The organism is Streptomyces sp. CCM_MD2014 (assembly GCF_000772045.1).
Classification (GTDB): Bacteria; Actinomycetota; Actinomycetes; order Streptomycetales; family Streptomycetaceae; genus Streptomyces; species Streptomyces salinarius.
Genome location: NZ_CP009754.1, coordinates 5,441,856 through 5,457,324, shown reverse-complemented (window position 1 = coordinate 5,457,324; position 15,469 = coordinate 5,441,856). Strand labels below are relative to the sequence as shown.

Genomic DNA, 15,469 nt, shown 5'->3' with positions numbered 1-15,469 from the left:
AACGGGGTGCGTCGTCTTTTCCTTCAGCCCGGTACGGCGCGTCTCGTCGGGGTGCTTCCCAAGGTAGCAAAGACAGGAGAAAGGGGCCGGTGACCTTGATCACCAGCCCCTGAGTCGTGCTGCGAACCCGTGCTTCAGAGGTACAGCCCGGTGGAGTCCTCCGACCCCTCGAACCGGTCCGCGGCCACGGCGTGCAGATCGCGCTCGCGCATCAGCACGTAGCCCACGCCCCGCACCTCGACCTCGGCACGGTCCTCCGGGTCGTACAGCACCCGGTCGCCCGGCTCCACGGTCCGTACGTTCTGCCCGACCGCGACGACCTCGGCCCAGGCCAGGCGCTTGCCGACGGCCGCCGTCGCGGGGATCAGGATGCCGCCCCCGGAACGCCGCTCGCCCTCGCCCGTGTCCTGCCGCACGAGCACGCGGTCGTGCAGCATCCGGATGGGCAACTTGTCGTCCTGGGGACCGTGCTCGTTTCTCTTGGCGCTCACGCCCTGAACCTACCTGCCCCCGCTCAGCGCTTCCGCCGCCGGGTGCCGCCCAGGGCGAGCAGCCCCACGACCCCGGCCACGACCAGCGCGGCCGGCACGACCCGCTCCATGCGCGGGGCGCCCTGCTCGTCCACGAACTGCGCCCTCACATCGCTGACCACGCGGTTGACCTGGACGTACGCCCGGCCGAGCGTGTGATCGACGCTGGCCGCGACCTTGGCCTTCGCATCGTCGACGATCGTCTTCGGGTGCACCCGCATCCCGAGCTCGTCGAGCGTCTCGGCCAGCACCTCGCGGCGGCGCTTGATGTCCGCCTCGATCTGCGCCGGGGTTCTGATGTCCGACGTGTCCGCCACCGTACGCCTCCGCAGTCTTCCGACACTGTCCCGGACAGTCTGTCAGCTACTTGCCGCTCCGCACTGTCAGGACCCCCCGTTACGCTGACCAGATGAGCGAGCGACTCCAGCCCGGGGACCAGGCCCCGGCCTTCACCCTCCCGGACGCCGACGGCAACGAGGTGTCCCTGTCCGACCACCGGGGCCGCAAGGTCATCGTCTACTTCTACCCCGCGGCGCTTACCCCCGGCTGCACGAAGCAGGCGTGCGACTTCACGGACAACCTGGAGCTGCTGGCCGGCGCCGGGTACGACGTGATCGGCATCTCCCCCGACAAGCCCGAGAAACTGGCCAAGTTCCGCGACACCGAGTCCCTGAAGGTCACCCTCCTCGCCGACCCGGACAAGAAGGTCCTCGACGCGTACGGCGCCTTCGGCGAGAAGAAGAACTACGGCCGCACCTACATGGGCGTCATCCGCTCCACGATCGTCGTGGACGAGGAGGGCAAGGTCGAACGCGCCCTCTACAACGTCCGCGCGACGGGCCACGTGGCCAAGATCATCAAGGACTTGGGGATCTGACGGCGCTGCCCGACCAGTAGCATGGCCGGGCAGCAGCGCCGGGCGGCCGTGGTGGAATTGGCAGTCACGCTGGGTTTAGGTCCCAGTGGGGTAACTCCCGTGAGGGTTCGAGTCCCTCCGGCCGCACCAGTACGTTCTCCGCTGCTCAGCCGAGCAGCTCGCGCACGACGGGCACCAGCGCCCGGAACGCCTTGCCCCGGTGGCTGATCGCGTTCTTCTCCGCCGCCGTCAGTTCCGCGCAGGTGCGGGTCTCGCCCTCCGGCTGGAGGATCGGGTCGTAGCCGAAGCCGCCGGTGCCGGCGGGGGCGTGGCGGAGGGTGCCGCGCAACTGGCCCTCGACCACCCGTTCCGTGCCGTCGGGCAGGGCCAGGGCCGCCGCGCAGGCGAAGTGGGCGCCCCGGTGCTCGTCGGCGATGTCGCCGATCTGGGCGAGGAGGAGGTCGAGGTTGGCCTGGTCGTCGCCGTGGCGGCCTGCCCAGCGGGCGGAGAAGATGCCCGGTGCGCCGTTGAGAACGTCGACGCAGAGGCCGGAGTCGTCGGCGACGGCGGGCAGGCCGGTGGCCTGGGCGAGGGCGTGCGCCTTGAGCAGGGCGTTCTCGGCGAAGGTGACGCCGGTTTCCTTGACGTCGGGGATGTGCGGGTAGGCGTCCGCGCCGACGAGGTCGTGGGGCAGGCCCGCGTCGGCGAGGATGGCCCTCAGTTCGGTGATCTTGCCGGCGTTGCGGGTGGCGAGGATGAGGCGGGTCATGGGGTCCAGTATTCCGGAGCCGGTGCCCCGCCCCACCGAGCCCTCCGCTACGGCGTGCAGACCTTCGTCAGTTCGCCCGCCGCGTCGGTGACGGGGCTGAGGTCGGGGGTCTCGTCGCCGTTCTCCACCGAGGTGCGGACGTTGTCGACGGCCTTGCCGAGGTCGTCGACGGCCTTGTTGACGTCGGCGTTGTCGGTCTGGTCGCCGATCTTGCCGAGGTTCTTGTCGATGGAGTCGAGGGACTCCTCCCACTGCGTGGGGTCGTCCGTGTTCTCCACCGCCTGCTGGAGCTCGGTGACGCTGTCGGCTATCGCGTCGGCCGTGCGCACGCAGTCGAGCGCCTTGTCGACGGCGTCGCAGCCGGTGGTGAGGCCGGCCGTCAGTGCGATGGCCGCCACGGTGGCGGCGGCGGTGGCGGTGCGGCGAAGGCGGCGGTGGCGACTCGCGGCCATGGGTCTCGGTCCTCCCCTTGGGACAGGGCCGGGCGGCCCGTGTGCGGTGCGGCGGCGGGCGCACGGCGGGGTCCTGCCGCCGTACGCCCGTGGTGGTGCTGTACTGCTCGCTTGCTGTACTGCTAGGGACGCGTCGTCGGGCGGTCGAGTTGCGCTCCTTTGGCGTTCCCTTTACTCGCCCTACCTGTCGAGGGCCGCGTCGAGCGCCTTGCGCTGGAGTTCGGCCAGTTCCGTGCAGCCCGCGGCGGCGAGGTCGAGGAGGGTGTTGAGTTCGTCGCGGGCGAAGGGCTCGGCCTCGGCGGTGCCCTGGACCTCGACGAAGCGGCCGTCGCCGGTGCAGACGACGTTCATGTCGGTGTCGGCGCGGACGTCTTCCTCGTAGCGCAGGTCGAGGAGGGGGGTGCCGTCGACGATGCCGACGGAGACGGCGGAGACGGTGCCGGTGAGGGGCTTGCGGCTGGGCTTGATCAGCTTCTTGGTGTGCTGGGCCCAGTGGACGGCGTCGGCGAGGGCGACGTAGGCGCCGGTGATGGCGGCGGTGCGGGTGCCGCCGTCGGCCTGGAGGACGTCGCAGTCGAGGACGATGGTGTTCTCGCCGAGCGCCTTGTAGTCGATGACGGCGCGCAGGGAGCGGCCGATGAGGCGGCTGATCTCGTGGGTGCGGCCGCCGATGCGGCCCTTGACGGACTCGCGGTCGCCGCGGGTGTTGGTGGCGCGGGGCAGCATGGCGTATTCGGCGGTGACCCAGCCTTCGCCGCTGCCCTTGCGCCAGCGGGGGACGCCTTCGGTGACGGAGGCGTTGCAGAGGACCTTGGTGTCGCCGAAGGAGACGAGGACGGAGCCTTCGGCGTGCTTGCTCCAGCCGCGTTCGATGGTGACGGGGCGGAGCTGTTGGGGGGTGCGGCCGTCGATTCGTGACATGCGGGTGAGCCTAGCGGCCCATGGGGAAGGGGCCTGTCCCGCCGTGGGCGGGCGGGACAGGCCCCTTGCCGGTGAACCGGTGGTTCACATCATGTCTTCGATTTCCGCCGCGATCGGGTCGGCGTCGGTGCCGATGACGACCTGGATGGCGGTGCCCATCTTGACGACGCCGTGGGCGCCGGCGGCCTTGAGGGCGGCCTCGTCGACCTTGGAGGCGTCGTGGACCTCGGTGCGCAGCCGGGTGATGCAGCCCTCGACCTCGTCGATGTTGTCGATGCCGCCGAGGCCGGCGACGATCTTCTCAGCCTTGCTGGCCATGTTGGTTCTCCCTGATCCGAGCCGCTTTGTCGCAGTAACCCACAGTTGGCCCATCTTCGCGAGCGGTCATGCGGTGGGTACCGAATGATGGCGGTCACGACGGCGGTGCCGTCCGTCTACTGGTCTACACCAGTGTACCGGCGACCGATTGGAGACCGGATGAGTGCCGACAGCACGGTCAGTCCCGCTCGGGTGCGCTGGAACAAGGCGTTCCAGGGGCTGCAGAAGATGGGTCGCAGTCTTCAGCTGCCCATCGCGGTCCTGCCCGCTGCGGGCATTCTCAACCGGCTGGGGCAGCCGGACGTGTTCGGGGACGACGGTCTGGGCTGGACGAACGTCTCGAAGGTGATGACGGGTGCGGGCGGTGCGCTGCTCGACGGGTCGCTGGGGCTGCCGCTGTTGTTCTGTGTGGGTGTGGCCATCGGGATGGCGAAGAAGGCCGACGGTTCGACGGCGTTGGCTGCGGTGGCGGGGTTTCTCGTCTACTACAACGTGCTGCGGCAGTTTCCGGAGGACTGTCCGGAGGGGTCGAGGGCCGTCCCCCAGATCGGTTGCCAGGTGACCGACGGGTCGGGCGAGGTGACGGCGTTCGTCTTCCAGAACCCGGGGGTCTTCGGCGGCATCGTGATGGGGTTGCTGACGGCGTACTTCTGGCAGCGGTTCCACCGGACGAAACTGGTGGACTGGCTGGGTTTCTTCAACGGTCGCCGGCTGGTGCCGATCATCATGGCGTTCGTGGCGATCGTGTTCGCGGCGCTGTGTCTGTGGGTGTGGCCGCCGATCGGTGACGCGCTGGAGAGCTTCAGCGACTGGATGACCGGGATCGGCGCGTGGGGCGCGGGGGTGTTCGGGGTGGCGAACCGTGCGCTGCTGGTGATCGGTCTGCATCAGTTCCTGAACGTGCCGATGTGGTTCCAGTTCGGTTCGTACACGAAGCCGGACGGGACGGTGGTGCACGGTGACATCAACATGTTCCTTGCGGGGGATCCGACCGCCGGTCAGTTCACGACGGGCTTCTTCCCGATCATGATGTTCGCGTTGCCGGCGGCGGCGCTGGCGATCACGCACTGTGCGAGGCCGAGCCGGCGCAAGGAGGTCGGCGGGCTGATGCTGTCGGTGGGGCTGACCTCCTTCGTGACGGGGATCACGGAGCCGCTGGAGTACTCGTTCATGTTCATCGCTCCCCTTCTGTACGCGGTGCACGCGGTGCTGACGGGAGTGTCGATGGCGGTGTCGTGGGCGCTGGGGGTGAAGGACGGGTTCAGCTTCTCGGCGGGGCTGATCGACTACGTCATCAACTGGAACCTGGCGACGAAGCCGTGGCTGATCATTCCGATCGGGTTGTGTTTCGCGGTGGTGTACTACGTGGTCTTCCGGTTCGCGATCACGAAGTTCGATCTGAAGACTCCGGGGCGGGAGCCCGAGGACGAGGTGGAGGACGTCACCAAGGTGTAGACCTCTTCCGTTCCTCACGTACCCTTTGAGGGTGGTCTCGCGAAGGCCCCCGGACCAACGGTCCGGGGGCCTTCTCCGCGCCCTCGCGCGCCTGTGATCAGGGGACTTGGCCGGGTACTGCGCGTAGCGCTCCGGTCGCGGAATCACGGGTTCCTTACGCGGCCTTCATCGTGCTACAACAGGTCTACACCACTGAGTGGTGTAGACCACCACCCGATGGAGGAAGCATGAGCACCGCCACCGACACGGCGGCCCCCGCAAAGAAGCGGGGATCCGGTCTTTTCCAGGGGCTGCAGAAGGTAGGACGCAGCCTCCAGCTCCCGATCGCCGTGCTGCCGGCGGCGGGCATCATGGTCCGGCTCGGCCAGGACGACATCTTCGGCAAGGACGGCCTCGGCTGGGACAAGGTCGCCGCCGTCTTCAACAACGCGGGCGGTGCGCTCACCGGCTCGCTGCCGATCCTGTTCTGCATAGGCGTGGCCATCGGCTTCGCCAAGAAGGCGGACGGTTCGACCGCGCTGGCCGCGGTGGTCGGCTTCCTCGTCTACAGCAAGGTCCTGGAGGCCTTCCCGGTCACCGAGGCGGTGGTCCAGAAGGGCGAGGACGTCGCCGCGACGTACAACGACCCGGGGGTGCTCGGCGGCATCATCATGGGCCTGCTGGCCGCCGTGCTGTGGCAGCGGTACCACCGCAAGAAGCTGGTGGACTGGCTGGGCTTCTTCAACGGCCGCCGGCTGGTGCCGATCATCATGGCGTTCGTCGGCATCGTCGTGGGTGTCTTCTTCGGTCTGGTCTGGGAGCCCATCGGCGACGGCATCTCGAACTTCGGCGAGTGGATGACGGGCCTCGGCTCCGGCGGCGCGGCCCTGTTCGGCGGCGTGAACCGCGCGCTGATCCCGGTCGGCATGCACCAGTTCGTGAACACGGTGGCCTGGTTCCAGCTCGGTGACTTCACCAACTCCGCCGGTGACGTGGTGCACGGCGACATCACCCGCTTCCTGGCCGGTGACCCCTCCGCCGGCATCTTCCAGTCGGGCTTCTTCCCGATCATGATGTTCGGTCTGCCGGCCGCCGCCCTGGCCATGGCGCACACCGCCCGCCCGGAGCGCCGCAAGGCCGTCCTCGGCATGATGCTCTCGCTGGCCGCGACCTCGTTCGTCACGGGTGTGACCGAGCCGATCGAGTTCTCGTTCATGTTCATCGCGCCGGTCCTGTACGTGCTGCACGCGGTGCTCACCGCGGTCTCGATGGCGGTCACGTGGGGCCTGGGCGTGCACGCCGGCTTCAACTTCTCGGCCGGCTTCATCGACTACGCCCTGAACTGGCACCTCGCCACCAAGCCATGGCTGATCATCCCGATCGGTCTCGTGTTCGCGGCGATCTACTACGTGACGTTCCGCTTCGCGATCGTCAAGTTCGACCTCAAGACCCCGGGCCGCGAGCCCGAGGAGGAGGTCGAGGACCTCACGAAGGCGTGAGCCCCGGCCCCACGGCGTGCGGAAGGCCCCGGAACCGCGAGGTTCCGGGGCCTTCCCCGTGTCCGGAGTCCCGGGCTCAGATCTCGTACACCGCGCCCGCCGCGGCGACGTCCACGGTCCCGTCGTACACCGCGCGCGCGTCGGCGCGGTTGACCTCGGGGTCGGTCCACGGGGGGATGTGCGTGAGCACCAGGCGCCGGGCGCCGGCCCGGGCGGCGCTCTCGCCCGCCTCGCGTCCGTTGAGGTGCAGGTCGGGGATGTTCTCCTTGCCGTGTGTGAAGGCGGCCTCGCACAGGAACAGGTCGGTGTCGCGGGCGAGTTCGTCCAGCACGGGGGTGGCTCCCGTGTCGCCGGAGTACGTCAGTGAGCGGCCGCCGTGCTCGACGCGGATGGCGTAGGCCTCCACGGGGTGGGCGACGCGCTCGGTGTGCACGGTGAACGGGCCGACCTCGAAGGTGGACGGCTTGACCGTGTGGAAGTCGAACACCTCGCTCATGGAGGAGGCCGAGGGGGTGTCGGCGTAGGCGGTGGTCAGCCGGTGCTCGGTGCCCTCGGGTCCGTAGACCGGGAGGGGGGCGCAGCGGCCGCCGTCGTGCCGGTAGTAGCGCGCCACGAAGTAGGCGCACATGTCGATGCAGTGGTCGGCGTGCAGATGGCTGAGGAAGATCGCGTCGAGGTCGTAGAGACCGCAGTGGCGCTGCAACTCGCCGAGGGCGCCGTTGCCCATGTCGAGGAGCAGCCGGAAGCCGTCGGCCTCGACGAGGTAGCTCGAGCAGGCCGATTCCGCGGACGGGAACGACCCCGAGCAGCCGACGACGGTGAGCTTCATGAAGCAGAAACCTCCGCTGGCGCGTGTGGAGAGACGGGGGTCGTGCGGTTTGTCGAGCGTAAGGCGCAAAACCTGTGGTCGCTCCTCCGCCAGGGGCCGTTGTGGGCGAACTCACCTGTGGGATCACCGGTTCGGCTGGAAGTGGGGCGTGCGGGGCCGTTGAGGGGGCGCGCGTGAGCGGTGTGCGCCGGTACGGTCCTCGGTATGAACACGTCCTGGTGGCTCGTCTTCGCGGCGGTGGTCCTGCTCGCGCTCGTCGCCACGGTCGTCGACGGCTGGGGCCGGGGGCGGCGGCCTCGGGGCCGGGAGCGGCGGCCCCCGGACGGGCGGGGTGGGTCCGGCGGGCGGCCCGAGAGCTGACGCGCCCCGTGACGCGTGCGTCACGGGGCGGTTGTGCGGGCGGTCCGGAAGGAACCGTCAGGCCCAGAGCTGGCCGTGGAGGGTCTCGATGGCCGCCTCGGTCGTCTCGGCGGTGTAGACGCCGGTCGACAGGTACTTCCAGCCGCCGTCGGCGACGACGAACACGATGTCGGCGCTCTCGCCGGCCTTGACGGCCTTCTTGCCGACGCCGATCGCGGCGTGCAGGGCGGCGCCGGTGGAGACGCCCGCGAAGATGCCCTCCTGCTGGAGCAGCTCGCGGGTGCGGGTGACCGCGTCGGCGGAGCCCACCGAGAAGCGGGTGGTGAGGACGGAGGCGTCGTACAGCTCGGGCACGAAGCCCTCGTCGAGGTTGCGCAGGCCGTACACGAGGTCGTCGTAGCGCGGTTCGGCGGCGACGATCTTCACGTCCGGCTTGTGCTCGCGCAGGTAGCGGCCGACGCCCATGAGGGTGCCGGTGGTGCCGAGGCCGGCCACGAAGTGGGTCACGGACGGCAGGTCGGCGAGGATCTCGGGTCCGGTGCCGGCGTAGTGGGCGCCGGCGTTGTCCGGGTTGCCGTACTGGTAGAGCATCACCCAGTCCGGGTGCTGGGCGGAGAGTTCCTTGGCGACCCGTACGGCGGTGTTGGAGCCGCCCGCGGCCGGGGAGGAGATGATCTCCGCGCCCCACATGGCGAGCAGGTCCCGGCGTTCCTGGGAGGTGTTCTCGGGCATCACGCAGACGATGCGGTAGCCCTTGAGCTTGGCGGCCATGGCCAGCGAGATGCCGGTGTTGCCGCTGGTGGGCTCCAGGATCGTGCAGCCCTTGGTGAGGCGGCCGTCCTTCTCCGCCTGCTCGATCATGTGGAGCGCCGGGCGGTCCTTGATCGAGCCGGTCGGGTTGCGGTCCTCCAGCTTGGCCCAGATGCGGACGTCGTCGGACGGCGACAGCCGCGGCAGGCGCACCAGGGGGGTGTTGCCCACCGCGGCCAGCGGGGAGTCGTAGCGCATCGGCGATCAGGCCATGCCGCCGGCGACGGCCGGCAGGATCGTGATGCTGTCGCCGTCGGACAGCTTGGTGTCGATGCCGTCGAGGAAGCGGACGTCCTCGTCGTTCAGGTAGACGTTGACGAAGCGGCGGAGCTGCTCGCCGTCGACGATGCGGGCCTGGATGCCCGTGTGCCGGGTCTCGAGGTCGGCGAAGAGCTGGGCGAGGGTGTCCCCGTTGCCCTCCACCGCCTTCTGGCCGTCGGTGTACTGGCGGAGGATGGTCGGGATGCGGACCTCGATGGCCATGGCTGAGTGCTCCTGTCGGAAGTTTGTCGTGGGTTCGTAGGGCGCGCGGCGGCACACGTCAGCACGCCGCGGCTCACGGCCGTACGGCGGCGGCGAAGATCAACAGATGGCGCTTTTCAGCCTGCACAGGTCGACGTGCAGCCGCGCCACGAGCAGGGTGCCCGGCGCCTTTTCGCTCACGTCGAGAAGAACCATGGGCTCATCGTATCGATTCCCGGTCCGGCATCCGGAGTGTGATCTCACCTGATGGACTCTTTCCGTCCGCAGGCCGGGATCAGTACGCCTCGACGACCTTGACCTCCTCCTCCGTGACCTCGCCCTCCAGGATGCGGAACGAGCGGAACTGGAATTCGCCGACGCCGTCGGTGTCCGCGGTGGAGACGAGGACGTAGTGGGCACCGGGCTCGTTGGCGTAGGTGATGTCGGTGCGGGAGGGATGGGCCTCGGTGGCGGTGTGGGAGTGGTAGATGACCACGGGCTCCTCGTCGCGGTCGTCCATCTCGCGGTAGAGCTTGAGGAGGTCCTGCGAGTCGAACTCGTAGAAGGTGGGCGAGCGGGCGGCGTTGAGCATGGGGATGAACCGCTCGGGGCGGCCCTCGCCGACGGGACCGGCCACCACGCCGCACGCCTCGTCGGGGTGGTCGGCGCGCGCGTGGGCGACGATCTGGTCGTACAGGGCCTGTGTGATGGTCAGCATGCGGCCAGGATAAGCAGACGGGCTCCTCCGTACCGGTGGGTGGTACGGAGGAGCCCGTATGCCGGACATCCTGAGCGGTGGCCATGGGGATGCCACGAGCGTCCCCGGTGGCCGGATGTCCTGGAGTGCGCGCGAAGGCGCTGGTCAGGGGCGGCCGGTGCGTCCGTCAGCCGATCTTCTCGAACTCCGGCTCGCCGGGCCGCTCGGTGATCTGCGGGTTGCGGCTCTTGAGCACCGCCCAGCCGATGCCGAGGGCGACGGCCCAGCCCGCCATCACGTACAGGCAGACGCGGGCGTCGGCGTCGTAGGCGATCAGGCAGGTGACGAAGAGCAGGAAGGCGATGGCGATGTAGGAGCAGACCGAGCCGCCGGGCGCCGGGAAGGAGGAGGCGGGCAGGCGGCCCGCGACGACCTTGCGGCGGTACAGCACGTGGCTGATCAGGATCATCAGCCAGGTCCAGATGCCGGCGGCGGTGGCGACGGAGGTGACGTAGCCGAAGGCCTTCTCCGGGACGAGGTAGTTCAGCACCACGCCGATGGCCATGAAGACGACCGAGACGGAGATGCCGATGGCCGGGGTCTTGGTCGACGACAGCTTGTTGAAGATCCTGGGGGCCTCGCCGTTGTCCGCGAGGGTGCGCAGCATCCGGCCCGTGGAGTACATGCCGGAGTTGCAGGAGGACAGCGCGGCGGTGAGCACCACGAAGTTGACGATGCCGGCGCCGGCCGGGATGCCGATGACCGCGAAGGCCTCCACGAAGGGGCTGACACCCTCGGCGAACTCGGTCCACTTGACCACGGCCAGGATGACGGTGAGGGCGCCGACGTAGAAGAGGGCGATGCGCCAGGGCAGGGTGTTGATCGCCTTGGGCAGGGTCTTCTCCGGGTTCTCGGACTCGCCCGCGGTGACGCCGACCAGCTCGACGGCGAGGTAGGCGAACATGACGCCCTGGAGGGTCATCAGGGACGAGCCGATGCCCTTGGGGAAGAAGCCGTCGAACTCCCACAGGTTGGAGACGGCGGCGGTGTCACCGGCCTGGCTGAAGCCGAAGGTGATGACGCCGATGCCGATCACGATCATGCCGATGATGGCCGTGACCTTGACCATTGAGAACCAGAACTCGATCTCGCCGAACAGCTTCACCGAGATCAGGTTGGCCACGAACAGCAGGACCAGGAAGACCAGGGCCGAGACCCATTGCGGGATGTCCGGGAACCAGTAGTGGATGTAGATGGCGGCTGCGGTGAGTTCCGCCATGCCGGTGACCACCCACATCAGCCAGTACGTCCAGCCGGTGAAGTAGCCGAAGAAGGGGCCGAGGAACTCCCGCGAGTACTCGGCGAAGGAGCCGGAGACGGGACGGTAGAGGAGCAGCTCGCCGAGCGCCCGCATGATGAAGAAGATGATCACACCCGCGAGGGCGTACATGAGGATGATGCTGGGGCCGGCCTTGGCGATGTTGGCCCCGGCGCCCAGGAAGAGGCCGACGCCGATGGCGCCGCCGATCGCGATCATCTGGACCTGGCGGCTGTTGAGACCGCGCTCGTAGCCCTCTTCGGGGGCCTTGTCCGTGTCGACCTGCGCAGAGGTCATGTGTGGTGCGCCTTTCTCCATGCCGACCCGGGCCTCGACTCGGCCTCGGATCGGGTCTCGATCCCCCCGGATGATGGAGCTGAGCGGGCCTCACATCCCGCTCGGTGCCTGGCCGGCGGTCTGCCGGCTCGGTGGCGCACCCGGCCGAACATTCGGGTGGTGTTCGCCGGGCGGTCGTGAAGATTTACCACGACCGCGACGCTGATCACAGGGGCGGTTTGTGACGTGTCACACAGGTAGAAGCGGACAAAATGCGCCCCTTTTCGTCAAAAGGGGCGCAGCTTTGACGGGATCGTTATCCGGATTTGAGGCTCCGCTGAGCGGACGCATGACCACGGAGAGTGGCGAAACCGTCCCGTCCAGGGCATAAGCCGTGAGGGCACGAGCTCTCAGGGCATCAGCGTCACGACGAGCGACTCCTGGAGCCCGCCGAGCCACAGGTACGCCATCACCATCGGCTTGCGCGGGTCCTCGTCCGGGAGCCGGTAGAGCAGGTCGGTGTCGTCCTCGTCGGCGATCTCCAGGCGGGATCCGATCGCCAGGCGCAGGTCGTTCAGGGCGCGCAGCCACTGCTGGGACTCCTGGGGCGACAGTTTCAGCACCGCGCCCTCCTCGCCCGCCGACGCCGAGGAGAGGGCGTCCAGGGTGCGGACCACCGCCAGCGCGTTGTCCCGTTTGCCGGCCCGCAGGTCGTTCTCGGTGTAGCGACGGAACTCCGCTGAGTACGCCCGCTGCTCCTCGGCCTCCCCGGCCTGCGGGGTGCCCTCGGGGTCGCCGTAGGCGTCCGGGAACAGGCGGCGCAGCACCGGGTCGGAGGGCGGCTCGCTCGGGCCCTCGGCGAACAGTTCGGCGAGCGGGTCGTCGGAGGCGTCCTCGGCGGGTCCCGGGCCGATCAGCTCCAGGAGCTGCACGGCCAGCGAGCGGATGATGGAGATCTCGACGTCGTCGAGCGCGACGGCCGCGCCGCCGCCGGGGAGCGGTTCGAATTGTCCGGGCATGAAGGCGATTCAGCTGCTTCCGTCCTGCGGGCGGGCGTGGGTCGTTTCCGGGCTCATTTCCGGTCCTGCTGGAGGGTGGCCCACAGGCCGTAGCCGTGCATGGCCTGTACGTCCCGTTCCATCTCCTCCCGGCTGCCGCTGGAGACGACCGCCCGGCCCTTGTGGTGGACGTCCATCATGAGCTTGGTGGCCTTGTCCTTGGAGTAGCCGAAGTACGTCTGGAAGACGTACGTCACGTAGCTCATGAGGTTGACGGGGTCGTTGTGCACGATCGTCACCCAGGGCACGTCTGGCTCGGGTACGGCGAAGACCTCCTCCGCCGACTCGGTCTTCTCGATCTCCATGGGTGCGGCTGCCGTCACACTGCCCATGCTGCCACCACAGGGGGGCACCCGCACAAACGGGCCTGTGGCGGGCGCCACGCGAAGCAGCCGTCCCTCAAAATCGTCAGAGTGACGAAATGGGGGTACGATCCGTCGTATGAACACAGCGGACCTTGGGCTGCCGGTGGACGTCCCCTCGACGGCGCTCTTCACGGACCAGTACGAGCTGACCATGCTCCGAGCCGCCCTGAAGGCCGGTACGGCCGGGCGGCGGAGCGTGTTCGAGGTCTTCACCCGGCGGCTGCCGGACGGCCGCCGCTACGGCGTCGTGGCGGGCACGGGGCGGGTGCTGGACGCGGTGGAGAACTTCCGCTTCGACGCGGGCGTGCTGCGCTTCCTGCGCGAGCGGGACATCGTCGACGAGGAGACCCTGGACTGGCTCGCCCAGTACCGCTTCGGCGGGGACATCTGGGGCTACCCCGAGGGCGAGGTGTACTTCCCCGGGTCGCCGATCATGCGGGTGGAGGGCACCTTCGGCGAGTGCGTGCTGCTGGAGACGGTGATCCTCTCCATCCTCAACCACGACTCGGCGATCGCGGCCGCCGCCTCCCGGATGGCGTCCGCCGCCGGCGACCGTCCGCTGATCGAGATGGGCGCCCGCCGCACCCACGAGCTGGCCGCCGTCGCCGCCGCCCGCTCGGCCTACGTCGGCGGCTTCGCAACCACCTCCGACCTGGCCGCCGGCTTCCGCTACAACATCCCCACCGTCGGCACCTCCGCCCACGCCTTCACCCTGCTGCACGACAACGAGCGCGACGCCTTCCGCGCCCAGGTGGAGTCGCTGGGGCGGGACACCACGCTCCTGGTGGACACCTACGACGTCGCCGAGGCCGTCCGTACGGCGGTGGAGGTCGCCGGGCCCGAGCTGGGCGCCGTGCGCATCGACTCCGGCGACCTGCTGCTCGTCGCCCACCGGGTGCGCCAGCAGCTGGACGAGCTGGGCGCGACCGAGACGAAGATCGTCGTGACCTCGGACCTGGACGAGTACGCCATCGCCTCGCTGGCGGCGGCGCCCGTGGACGCGTACGGCGTCGGCACCCAGCTGGTGACCGGCTCCGGGCACCCGACGGCCTCGATGGTCTACAAGCTGGTCGCCCGCGCCGAGTCCGGGGCGGAGGGGGCGCCGCTGGTGCCGGTCGCCAAGAAGTCCAGCGGCGGCAAGACCTCCGTCGGCGGCCGCAAGTGGGCCGCCCGGCGCCTGGACGCGGACGGGTACGCCGAGGCCGAGGTGGTCGGCACCGGTCCGGTGCCCGACGATCTCGCCGACCGGCAGCTCCTGGTCGAGCTGGTCAAGGGCGGCGAGGTCGTCGCCCGCGAGCCGCTGGACGCCGCCCGGGACCGGCACGCGGCGGCCCGCGCCAACCTGCCGCTGTCCGCCACCCAGCTCTCCCGAGGGGAACCCGTCATTCCGACGGAGTACGCGCAGGGGGGCTCGGGTAGCTAGAACTGGTCCGGTCCCGCAAGGCCCGAATCAGCCCCGTCCGTCCAGCCACTCCCCGCTCCCCGCCCACAGCCCACCCAGTCGAAGGACACCGACCATGCGCCGCGCCTTGATCGTCGTAGACGTGCAGAACGACTTCTGCGAGGGAGGCAGCCTCGCGGTGTCCGGCGGTGCCGACGTGGCCGCCGCCATCACCGAGCTGATCGGGCAGGCGCCCGCCGGCTACCGCCACGTGGTGGCCACCCGCGACCACCACGTCGCGCCGGGCGGCCACTTCGCCGACAACCCGGACTACGTCCACTCCTGGCCGGCGCACTGCGTCGCCGGCACCGAAGGGGTCGGCTTCCATCCGAACTTCGCCCCGGCCGTCGCCTCCGGCGCGATAGACGCCGTCTTCGACAAGGGCGCGTACGCGGCCGCCTACAGCGGCTTCGAGGGCGCCGACGAGAACGGCACGGCGCTCGCCGAGTGGCTGCGGGCCCGGGAGATCGACGAGGTCGACGTCGTGGGCATCGCCACCGACCACTGCGTCCGGGCCACCGCCCTGGACGCCGCCCGCGAGGGCTTCCGTACGCAGGTGCTGCTCGACCTGACCGCCGGGGTGGCCGTGGAGACCACGGAGCGGGCGCTGGAGGAGCTGCGGGAGGCCGGCGTGGAGCTGTCCGGGAAGCCGGTCGTGCAGTAGGGCCGGGCCCCTACGTCTGGGCGGTCGGGCGTCTGAGCAGGGCCCGGATCGGGTGCCACAGCTCCTGGACCAGGTCCGGGCCGCCCACGGCACCGGCCACCGGCGCCGTGCGCCATATCAGGCCGTCCGGGTGGTGCAGGACCGCGGTGACCTCGTCGGGGCTGGGCGGGGCCGCGTTGCCCCGCAGGTAGACGCTGCGCAGCCCCAGGTTGCGCAGCCTGGTCAGGGCGCGCGCCCGGTTCTGGGCGTGGACGAGAAAGCGCACTCCCCCGGCCTCCGGGCCGGCGGGGCTGGGCAGGTTCAGTGCCACCACCACCGTGCCGTTCGGCAGCTTGCAGAAGCCTCCTGCGGCCATGCGGTCATACCCCCGAGTCAGCCTGGGTCGGTCCGGGCACCCGGCCCGGTGTCAA

21 protein-coding genes, 1 tRNA gene and 1 riboswitch are annotated in these 15,469 nt (G+C 69.6%); of the genes, 7 read left to right on the top strand and 15 right to left on the bottom strand.

From position 1 onward, the window contains the following. Positions 1 to 5: 5 nt before the first annotated feature. Positions 6 to 73, bottom strand: a riboswitch (guanidine-III (ykkC-III) riboswitch). Between the two features lie 61 nt (positions 74 to 134). Together NI25_RS24370 and NI25_RS24365 are read right to left on the bottom strand one after the other, a co-directional pair. After that, positions 135 to 491 carry a GroES family chaperonin gene (locus NI25_RS24370; RefSeq protein ID WP_003975911.1) on the bottom strand — a complete coding sequence of 119 codons (357 nt, stop codon included), beginning with the start codon at positions 489 to 491 and terminating at the stop codon, positions 135 to 137. Positions 492 to 514: 23 nt separating this feature from the next. Further along, positions 515 to 847 carry a DUF3618 domain-containing protein gene (locus NI25_RS24365; RefSeq protein ID WP_061444479.1) on the bottom strand — a complete coding sequence of 111 codons (333 nt, stop codon included), beginning with the start codon at positions 845 to 847 and terminating at the stop codon, positions 515 to 517. Between the two features lie 92 nt (positions 848 to 939). Between NI25_RS24365 and bcp the strand changes: the two genes are divergently transcribed. Together bcp and NI25_RS24355 are read left to right on the top strand one after the other, a co-directional pair. Continuing rightward, positions 940 to 1,407, top strand: coding sequence for a thioredoxin-dependent thiol peroxidase (gene bcp, locus NI25_RS24360; RefSeq protein ID WP_061444478.1), 468 nt, complete (start codon positions 940 to 942; stop codon positions 1,405 to 1,407). Between the two features lie 42 nt (positions 1,408 to 1,449). Further along, positions 1,450 to 1,536, top strand: a tRNA-Leu gene (locus NI25_RS24355). 16 nt (positions 1,537 to 1,552) lie between these two features. Here the strand turns inward: NI25_RS24355 and rdgB are convergent. The 4 genes from rdgB to NI25_RS24335 all read right to left on the bottom strand — a co-directional run bounded on the left by rdgB (position 1,553) and on the right by NI25_RS24335 (position 3,846). After that, positions 1,553 to 2,155, bottom strand: a complete 603-nt coding sequence (rdgB, locus tag NI25_RS24350) for an RdgB/HAM1 family non-canonical purine NTP pyrophosphatase (RefSeq protein ID WP_061444477.1) — start codon at positions 2,153 to 2,155, stop codon at positions 1,553 to 1,555. Positions 2,156 to 2,202: 47 nt separating this feature from the next. Next, positions 2,203 to 2,607, bottom strand: coding sequence for a hypothetical protein (locus tag NI25_RS24345; protein ID WP_061444476.1), 405 nt, complete (start codon positions 2,605 to 2,607; stop codon positions 2,203 to 2,205). A 180-nt stretch (positions 2,608 to 2,787) separates the two neighbouring features. Beyond that, the gene (gene rph / locus NI25_RS24340) at positions 2,788 to 3,528 is read right to left on the bottom strand and encodes a ribonuclease PH (RefSeq protein ID WP_061444475.1); all 741 of its coding nucleotides are present in this window, start codon (positions 3,526 to 3,528) and stop codon (positions 2,788 to 2,790) included. 84 nt (positions 3,529 to 3,612) lie between these two features. Continuing rightward, complete coding sequence (locus NI25_RS24335; protein ID WP_061444474.1) at positions 3,613 to 3,846, bottom strand: glucose PTS transporter subunit EIIB; 234 nt, start codon at positions 3,844 to 3,846, stop codon at positions 3,613 to 3,615. Positions 3,847 to 4,005: 159 nt separating this feature from the next. Here NI25_RS24335 and NI25_RS24330 point away from each other — a divergent pair, with 159 nt between their 5' ends. Next, on the top strand, positions 4,006 to 5,301 hold the full coding sequence (locus NI25_RS24330) for a PTS transporter subunit EIIC (RefSeq protein WP_061444473.1): 1,296 nt from the start codon (positions 4,006 to 4,008) through the stop codon (positions 5,299 to 5,301). Between the two features lie 227 nt (positions 5,302 to 5,528). Beyond that, complete coding sequence (locus NI25_RS24325) at positions 5,529 to 6,779, top strand: PTS transporter subunit EIIC (RefSeq protein WP_061444472.1); 1,251 nt, start codon at positions 5,529 to 5,531, stop codon at positions 6,777 to 6,779. Between the two features lie 76 nt (positions 6,780 to 6,855). Here the strand turns inward: NI25_RS24325 and NI25_RS24320 are convergent, their stop codons facing one another. Then, positions 6,856 to 7,608: an MBL fold metallo-hydrolase gene (locus NI25_RS24320; protein WP_061444471.1), complete on the bottom strand. Its 753-nt coding sequence runs from the start codon at positions 7,606 to 7,608 to the stop codon at positions 6,856 to 6,858. Between the two features lie 204 nt (positions 7,609 to 7,812). Between NI25_RS24320 and NI25_RS38785 the strand changes: the two genes are divergently transcribed. Continuing rightward, the gene (locus NI25_RS38785; protein ID WP_061444470.1) at positions 7,813 to 7,968 is read left to right on the top strand and encodes a hypothetical protein; all 156 of its coding nucleotides are present in this window, start codon (positions 7,813 to 7,815) and stop codon (positions 7,966 to 7,968) included. A 57-nt stretch (positions 7,969 to 8,025) separates the two neighbouring features. On the opposite strand, the gene NI25_RS24310 is transcribed toward NI25_RS38785, so the two are convergent. From NI25_RS24310 to clpS, 7 genes are all read right to left on the bottom strand, one after another. Beyond that, positions 8,026 to 8,976, bottom strand: coding sequence for a PLP-dependent cysteine synthase family protein (locus NI25_RS24310; RefSeq protein ID WP_061444469.1), 951 nt, complete (start codon positions 8,974 to 8,976; stop codon positions 8,026 to 8,028). Positions 8,977 to 8,982: 6 nt separating this feature from the next. Beyond that, positions 8,983 to 9,261 (bottom strand): MoaD/ThiS family protein, encoded by a 279-nt coding sequence (locus NI25_RS24305; protein ID WP_061444468.1) that lies wholly within the window; start codon positions 9,259 to 9,261, stop codon positions 8,983 to 8,985. Positions 9,262 to 9,360: 99 nt separating this feature from the next. Continuing rightward, positions 9,361 to 9,456 carry a putative leader peptide gene (locus tag NI25_RS40645; protein ID WP_309546867.1) on the bottom strand — a complete coding sequence of 32 codons (96 nt, stop codon included), beginning with the start codon at positions 9,454 to 9,456 and terminating at the stop codon, positions 9,361 to 9,363. A gap of 79 nt (positions 9,457 to 9,535) precedes the next feature. Then, on the bottom strand, positions 9,536 to 9,958 hold the full coding sequence (locus NI25_RS24300) for a Mov34/MPN/PAD-1 family protein (RefSeq protein ID WP_061444467.1): 423 nt from the start codon (positions 9,956 to 9,958) through the stop codon (positions 9,536 to 9,538). A 166-nt stretch (positions 9,959 to 10,124) separates the two neighbouring features. Next, on the bottom strand, positions 10,125 to 11,552 hold the full coding sequence (locus NI25_RS24295) for an amino acid permease (protein ID WP_061444466.1): 1,428 nt from the start codon (positions 11,550 to 11,552) through the stop codon (positions 10,125 to 10,127). A gap of 389 nt (positions 11,553 to 11,941) precedes the next feature. Continuing rightward, a complete protein-coding gene (locus NI25_RS24290) occupies positions 11,942 to 12,550 on the bottom strand; it encodes a DUF2017 domain-containing protein (protein ID WP_061444465.1) in 609 nt (202 codons plus the stop codon). 53 nt (positions 12,551 to 12,603) lie between these two features. After that, entirely contained in the window at positions 12,604 to 12,921 is a 318-nt protein-coding gene (clpS, locus tag NI25_RS24285) for an ATP-dependent Clp protease adapter ClpS (protein WP_031042763.1), read from the bottom strand. Positions 12,922 to 13,030: 109 nt separating this feature from the next. On the opposite strand from clpS, the gene NI25_RS24280 reads away from it, so the two are divergent. Next, positions 13,031 to 14,377, top strand: coding sequence for a nicotinate phosphoribosyltransferase (locus NI25_RS24280; RefSeq protein ID WP_061444464.1), 1,347 nt, complete (start codon positions 13,031 to 13,033; stop codon positions 14,375 to 14,377). Positions 14,378 to 14,471: 94 nt separating this feature from the next. Beyond that, positions 14,472 to 15,059, top strand: coding sequence for a nicotinamidase (locus NI25_RS24275; RefSeq protein ID WP_061444463.1), 588 nt, complete (start codon positions 14,472 to 14,474; stop codon positions 15,057 to 15,059). 10 nt (positions 15,060 to 15,069) lie between these two features. Here NI25_RS24275 and NI25_RS24270 read toward each other — a convergent pair whose 3' ends face one another. After that, on the bottom strand, positions 15,070 to 15,414 hold the full coding sequence (locus NI25_RS24270) for a hypothetical protein (RefSeq protein WP_061444462.1): 345 nt from the start codon (positions 15,412 to 15,414) through the stop codon (positions 15,070 to 15,072). Between the last annotated feature and the right edge of the window lie 55 nt (positions 15,415 to 15,469).